Source organism: Protofrankia sp. Cr1 (assembly GCF_963555865.1).
In the GTDB taxonomy this organism is placed as follows: domain Bacteria; phylum Actinomycetota; class Actinomycetes; order Frankiales; family Frankiaceae; genus Protofrankia.
Genome location: NZ_CAUVXO010000421.1, coordinates 1 through 4,627 on the forward strand (window position 1 = coordinate 1; position 4,627 = coordinate 4,627).

Genomic DNA, 4,627 nt, shown 5'->3' on the forward strand with positions numbered 1-4,627 from the left:
GATGCAACCGCCGGTGGACCGGTGACTCGGTCTTGCGGAAGAACTCGACCCACGCGGACGTGTCAACGAGAATCATCGATCCTCCACCGAGGCGTCCTGGAGATTTGACACAAAACCCGGGCGGATCTCGTCCATGTCCGTTTCCCACCCCATGCCTTCCATGGCCAGCGCCCGACGTCGGAAGGTCGCGTGGCCGATGAGATGCCGCAGAGCAAGATCTACGACTTCGCGCCGCGTGTTCACGCCGAAGAGGCGCATCGCCTCCTCGATCAACTCGTCGTTGACAACGATGTTGGTCCGCACGTCCGTCATGGTCATTAACATACACACCCCTGTGTATTTTGCTTGTCAGCAGATCCAAAGACGACGATACACACCAGGTCGGATCGTGACAAGGCCGGTACATCAGGTGAATACCGCCGGGTCGGGATGTGCGTGGTCCGAAGGCGGCCGGTTCAGCAGCCGGCTCAGAAGTCGCCGGCGCGGCCGCGGAACTCCGTCAGGACCTCGACGAGCGAGGTGATCTGATCAGGTGACAGATCCGGGTTGGTGAAGACGCTCTCGTTGAGCCGGTCGGTCGCCGCGGTCGCGATGTCCCGACCGGCCGGCGTGATCTCCGCCAGGGTGGCCCGCCGGTCCGTCGGATGTGGGATGCGCCGGACGAACCCTTGGGCGGAGAGCCGGTCAACCGCGCTCGTCACGCTCGTCGGATGCACCTGCAGACGGTTGCCGACCTTACTCATCGGCAATGATCCGGCTTGGCTGAACAGCAGCAGCATGAGCAGTTCGTAGCGGGCGAAGGTCAGGTCAAACGGGCGCAGTACCTCGTCCACCCGGGCGAGGATGATCTGCTGCGCCCGCATCACGGAGGTGACCGCAGCCATGCCGTCGGCGGCCTGTGCCCACCCGTGCGCCGTCCACTGCCGCCGTGCCTCCTCGATGGGGTCGAACGGCAGCGGCTTCGGGGAGGACACGGGCAGATGACTCCTGACAACCTCGGACACACGCGGCTCCCGCCCAGCGTAGTTGACCGAAGGCGGCGCGCACACCGTTCTCCCCGCACCGCCCGTCCCCCAGCACCGCCCGAAGCCGAACCACCTGACCGAATAATCAGTGCCTGTCAGATGAATCAGACATTGCGCCGGTACTGGCCGCCGACCTCGAAGAACGCATCGCTGATCTGGCCGAGCGAGCAGCAGCGGACCGCGTCCATGAGCACGTCGAAGGTGTTCTGGCCGGCGGCTGCGGCTTCCCGCAGCCGGCGCAGCGCCGCCGGCGCCTCCTGCGCGTGCCGGGCCGAGAAGTCAGCGAGCCGGGCCAGCTGGGAGCGCTTCTCGTCCTCGGTGGCACGCGCGAGTTCCACCGGGCCGCGCGGGTTGGCGTCGGCCGCCGGGTCGAGGAACGTGTTCACCCCGATGATCGGCAGTGTGCCGTCATGTTTGCGCTGCTCGTACAGCATGGACTCGTCCTGGATGCGACCGCGCTGGTAACCGGTTTCCATCGCACCGAGCACGCCGCCACGCTCGGAGATCCGCTCGAACTCGGCCAGCACCGCCTCCTCCACGAGATCGGTGAGTTCATCGACGACACAGGAGCCCTGCAACGGGTTCTCGTTGCCCGCCAGACCCCATTCGTTGTCGATAATCATCTGAATGGCCAGGGCCCGGCGGACGGAATGCTCGGTCGGGGTGGTCACCGCCTCGTCATAGGCGTTGGTGTGCAGGCTGTTGCAGTTGTCGTAGATGGCGCACAGGGCCTGCAGGGTCGTGCGGATGTCGTTGAAGTCCATCTCCTGCGCGTGCAGAGACCGCCCGGATGTCTGCACGTGGTACTTGAGCATCTGGGACCGTTCCGACGCGCCGTAACGCTCGCGCATCGCCACCGCCCAGATCCGCCGGGCGACCCGACCGATGACCGTGTATTCCGCGTCCAGCCCGTTGGAGAAGAAGAACGACAGGTTCGGCGCGAAGTCGTCAATGGCCATACCGCGGGCGAGGTAGGCCTCGACATAGGTGAAGCCGTTGGCGAGGGTGAAGGCGAGCTGACTGATCGGATTCGCCCCGGCCTCAGCGATGTGATATCCGGAAATCGACACCGAATAGAAGTTGCGGACGCCGTGGGCGATGAACCATTCCTGCACGTCCGCCATGCACCGCAGCGCGAACTCGGTCGAGAAGATGCAGGTGTTCTGGCCCTGGTCCTCCTTGAGGATGTCGGCCTGCACGGTGCCCCGCACGGTCGCCAGTGCGTGCGCCCGGATGCCCGCGGCCTCCTCGGTGGTGGGCTCGCGGCCCTGGTCGGCCCGGAACGCGTCGAGGCGCTGGTCCACGGCCACGTTGAGGAACATCGCGAGGATCGTCGGCGCCGGGCCGTTGATCGTCATGGAGACGCTCGTCGTCGGCGAGCACAGGTCGAAGCCCGCGTAGAGCTCCGACATGTCGTCCAGGGTCGCGATTGACACCCCGGAGGTGCCGACCTTGCCGTAGATGTCCGGACGCGGCGCCGGGTCGCGGCCGTAGAGCGTCACGGAGTCGAACGCCGTGGACAGCCGGGTGGCCGCCGACCCCCGGGAAAGGTAATGGAACCGCCGGTTGGTCCGGAACGGGTCGCCCTCACCGGCGAACATCCGCGCGGGTGCCTCGCCGGCCCGCTTGAACGGGAACACCCCGGCGGTGAACGGAAAGCGGCCGGGCAGGTTCTCCGCCTGCAGGAAGCGGACGAGTTCGCCGTGGTCGCTGATGCGCGGCAGCGCCACCCGCGGTATCGAGGTGCCCGAGAGGGTGACCCGACGCAGCGGCGTGTGGATGTCCTTTCCCCGCACCGTGTAGACGAGTTCGTCGCCGGAGTACTCCGCCACCGTGGCCGGCCAGCTCTCCAGCTGTGCCCCGATGGTCGGGTCCAGGGCCTTCTCGGCATCGTCCAGCAGGCTGTCGAGGCCGTCGAGCGCACCCTGATCGTGGCCTGCGGCGGCGAGTTCACGCCGAGCGGTCAGCAGGTGCTGGCGCCGGCGCGCCACCTCGGCCTGCTCAGCGCCGCGCTGGTGGTAGGCGCGGACGGTCTCGGCCACCTCCGCCAGGTACCGGACGCGGGCCGATGGGACCACGGTGGCAAGCCCCGAGGACGCCTTAACCGTCACCGTGGGTAGCCCTCCGGCTGCCAGTGGCAGGCCCTTGACTGCGAGCAGACCGGTCAGGTGCTGGTAGAGCGCGGTGACGCCGTCGTCGTTGAACCTGGCCGCGCTCGTCCCGAAAACGGGCATGTCCGTCCAGGACACACCGAACGCCTCCCGGTTGCGCACCAGCTGGCGGGCGACGTCGCGGCGGGCGTCATCCGCCCCGGACCGCTCGAACTTGTTGATCGCCACGACGTCCGCGAAGTCGAGCATGTCGATCTTCTCAAGCTGGGACGCGGCGCCGTATTCGGGTGTCATCACGTAGAGCGAGACGTCGACGAGGTCGACGATCCCGGCGTCGCCCTGCCCGATACCCGGTGTCTCGACGACGACCAGATCGTAGCCGGCGGCCCGACACGCGGCGATCACGTCACCGATGCGCTCAGGCAGTTCGCCGCCGGCACCCCGGGTCGCCAGGGAGCGGAAGAAGATGGTGGCCGCACCCTCGGCGTCACCGAGTGCGTTCATCCGGATGCGGTCACCGAGCAGCGCGCCGCCTCCCCGTCGGCGGGTCGGGTCTACCGCGATAACGGCGATGCGCAGTTTGTCCTGCTGGTCGACGCGGAAGCGGCGCAACAGCTCGTCGGTGAGGGAGGACTTTCCCGACCCGCCCGTCCCGGTGATGCCGAGTACGGGAACCTCGGGCCGCGCCGCCGCCCGGAGCTGCGCCGCGAGTTCGGGCGACCTTCCGGCCTGAAGTACCGTGATCGCCCGCGCGAGCGCGGCCTGCTCACCGGCGAGGACCGCCGACAGCGGCGGGGGCTGCTCGGTCAGATCGGTGTCACAGGCGGCGACGATCATATTGATCATCCCGGGCAGGCCCAGGCGCTGGCCGTCTTCAGGCGAGAAGATCCGGGCGACGCCACGGGAGTGCAGCAGGGCGATCTCCTCGGGGACGATGACGCCCCCTCCCCCGCCGTACACCCGCACGTGGCCGGCGCCGCGCTCGCGCAGCCGCTCCACCAGGTACGTGAAGTACTCGACATGGCCACCCTGGTAGGACGACAGCGCCACCCCGCTCGCGTCCTCCTGGACCGCGGCCGTGACGAGTTCGTCGACGCCACGATCATGGCCGAGGTGGATCACCTCGACGCCCTGCGACTGCAGGATCCTGCGCATGATGTTGATCGCCGCGTCATGCCCGTCGAACAGGGATGCGGCGGTAACGATCCGCACCGGGTTGGTCGGCACATGCAGGGCGGACCGGTCGACTGCACTCATCCCTGTGACCTCCGAGCCCCGCGGCAGGCACGTGCCGCCGCCGGTAGTTGGACAACAGATAATAGGATGTCCACATAGTAGGCGCCGAAACGTCCGCGCGCACCTGCCGAAACGTCGGATCAAGCCTCGGATCAAGCCTCGACAAGCTCGTCGACGAGGCCCCAGCGAACAGCGGTCACCGCGTCCAGGGGCGCACCGGTCAGGGCGAGCCACGCGGTCCGGGATGCGCCCACC

Annotated in this window: 3 protein-coding genes; all 3 read right to left on the reverse strand. The window is 67.8% G+C overall.

All coding sequences use genetic code 11. From position 1 onward, the window contains the following. Window positions 1-72: 72 nt before the first annotated feature. Entirely contained in the window at window positions 73-318 is a 246-nt protein-coding gene (locus tag U9980_RS22795; protein ID WP_322769810.1) for a type II toxin-antitoxin system VapB family antitoxin, read from the reverse strand. Window positions 319-467: 149 nt separating this feature from the next. Then, window positions 468-974 (reverse strand): MarR family transcriptional regulator, encoded by a 507-nt coding sequence (locus U9980_RS22800; RefSeq protein WP_322769811.1) that lies wholly within the window; start codon window positions 972-974, stop codon window positions 468-470. A gap of 155 nt (window positions 975-1,129) precedes the next feature. Continuing rightward, complete coding sequence (gene icmF / locus U9980_RS22805; protein ID WP_322769812.1) at window positions 1,130-4,393, reverse strand: fused isobutyryl-CoA mutase/GTPase IcmF; 3,264 nt, start codon at window positions 4,391-4,393, stop codon at window positions 1,130-1,132. Between the last annotated feature and the right edge of the window lie 234 nt (window positions 4,394-4,627).

Bases quoted from the DNA above. Each gene is read 5' to 3' on its own strand.
- U9980_RS22795 (WP_322769810.1), bottom strand. From the start codon at position 318: ATGACCATGACGGACGTGCGGACCAACATCGTTGTCAACGACGAGTTG.
- icmF (WP_322769812.1), bottom strand. From the start codon at position 4,393: ATGAGTGCAGTCGACCGGTCCGCCCTGCATGTGCCGACCAACCCGGTG.